The 1,739-nt window shown below is 74.5% G+C and carries 1 protein-coding gene and 1 pseudogene; one reads left to right on the forward strand and one right to left on the reverse strand.

All coding sequences use genetic code 11. The features are described 5' to 3' along the window. Positions 1-267 (forward strand): annotated as a pseudogene (locus tag ACFWRT_RS36155) (CTP synthase); the annotation flags it as partial. Here the strand turns inward: ACFWRT_RS36155 and rho are convergent. After that, entirely contained in the window at positions 237-1,376 is a 1,140-nt protein-coding gene (gene rho, locus ACFWRT_RS36160; RefSeq protein ID WP_380956102.1) for a transcription termination factor Rho, read from the reverse strand. The pseudogene ACFWRT_RS36155 and the gene rho sit on opposite strands and share 31 nt — an antisense overlap. Between the last annotated feature and the right edge of the window lie 363 nt (positions 1,377-1,739).

A 1,739-nucleotide genomic window follows, 5' to 3' on the forward strand; every position in this document is an offset into this window, starting at 1 on the left:
TACCTCGTCGCCACCCAGGCCCACCCCGAGCTCCGCTCCCGCCCGACCCGCCCGCACCCGCTCTTCGCCGGCCTGGTGAAGGCAGCCGTCACGCGTAATGAGGCAACTCGCAGGGCGGCGGAGACCGCGGCCCGGCCGGGCCCGGCCGAAGTGTTCTCCGCGGAGACGTCGGCCGGAGCGGCGGGAGCCGTGCAGGGGGAGGATCAGGGGACGCCGGGTACGGCCCGGGGGTGTGCTCAGGCGCCCGGCACGGTGGGCTGCACCTGACGGAGGAACGTCGCGTTGTCCGGGGTGCGGCGGACGTTGTCCAGCAGCGCCTCCAGGGCGCCCTGACCGTCCCGGGCGTGCAGGGCGCGGCGCAGCGCCCGTACGGTGGCCAGTTCGGCGGGGCCCGTCAGCAGCTCCTCGCGGCGGGTCCCGGAGCGGGCGATGTCGACGGCCGGGAAGACCCGCCGGTCCGCCAGCGAGCGGTCCAGGCGCAGTTCCATGTTGCCGGTCCCCTTCAGCTCCTCGAAGAAGAACTCGTCGGCGCGGGAGCCCGTCTCCACGAGGGCCGTCGCCAGGATGGTGAGCGAGCCGCCCTCCTCGGCGGAGCGCGCCGCGCCGAACAGCTTCTTGGGGCCGGCGAGGGCCGCCGCGTCGACACCGCCGCTCAGGGTGCGGCCGCCCGATCCGGCCGCGTTGTTGTGGGCGCGGCACAGCCGGGTGAGGGAGTCCAGCAGGATCACCACGTCGCGGCCCTGCTCGACCAGGCGCTTGGCGCGCTCCACGGCCAGGTCGGCGAGGGCGATGTGCTCCTTCGCGGGCCGGTCGAAGGTGGAGGCGTACACCTCGCCGCGCACGGAGCGGCGCATGTCGGTGACCTCCTCGGGGCGTTCGTCCAGGAGGACCACCATCAGGTGGCACTCGGGGTGGTTGGCGGCGACGGCGGCGGCGAACTGCTGGAGCAGGACCGTCTTGCCGGTCTTCGGCGGTGCGACGAGCAGACCGCGCTGGCCCTTGCCGACGGGGGAGACCAGATCGACGATCCGGGGCGCCGGGCCGCCCTTCTCCGTCTCCAGCCGCAGCCGCTGGGCGGGGTGGACGGGGGTGAGGTCGCGGAAGTGGGCGCGGCCGGCCAGGGCCTGCGGCGCGAGGCCGTCGACGCGGTCGACGGTGGCGAGGACGCGCGGCCGCTCGCAGCTCCCCTCGACGGCGTCGCCCTTGCGCAGGACGTACCGGCGGATCAGCGTGGGGGAGACCTTGATGTCGTCGGGGGAGGGGTGGCCGCCCCGGACGCGGAGCAGGCCGTGGCCGCCCGCGGTGGTGTCGAGGAGACCTGCGGCCCGGACGGGGCGCGGCTCACGGATGGCGGGGCGTTCGAGTGTGGTGGTCATGGGAGGGGTCCTTTCGCGGACATGGCGCATGAGGGACCGGCGTACGGAGGGGGCGGCATCGTCACGCCCGCACCGGGGCACGGAAGCCCGACAGCCGGAAGGAGAGACAGCGAGAGAGAAACGCTGGGGAAGAAGCTGGATCGCCGGTCGTACGAGGACGGCGCGACAGCGATGGAGAGAGAACTCAGCACCGGTGCCCGATGAAGGGGCATCCACGTGTGCTGATCGCACCATAGCACGGTTCATCGGGAGAACGCGCCGAGGGCGGTGGGGGGGCCGCGGGGAGCGCGCCGCCCCCCCCCCCAGGCCGCAAACCAAAAGACCCCCGACCCACCCCACCACCCCCCACCGCCCCGAGCCGCC

The organism is Streptomyces cyaneofuscatus (assembly GCF_042718795.1).
GTDB classification, from domain to species: domain Bacteria; phylum Actinomycetota; class Actinomycetes; order Streptomycetales; family Streptomycetaceae; genus Streptomyces; species Streptomyces cyaneofuscatus_A.

Coding starts and splice junctions, on each gene's coding strand:
- rho (WP_380956102.1), bottom strand. CDS start 1,376: ATGACCACCACACTCGAACGCCCCGCCATCCGTGAGCCGCGCCCCGTC.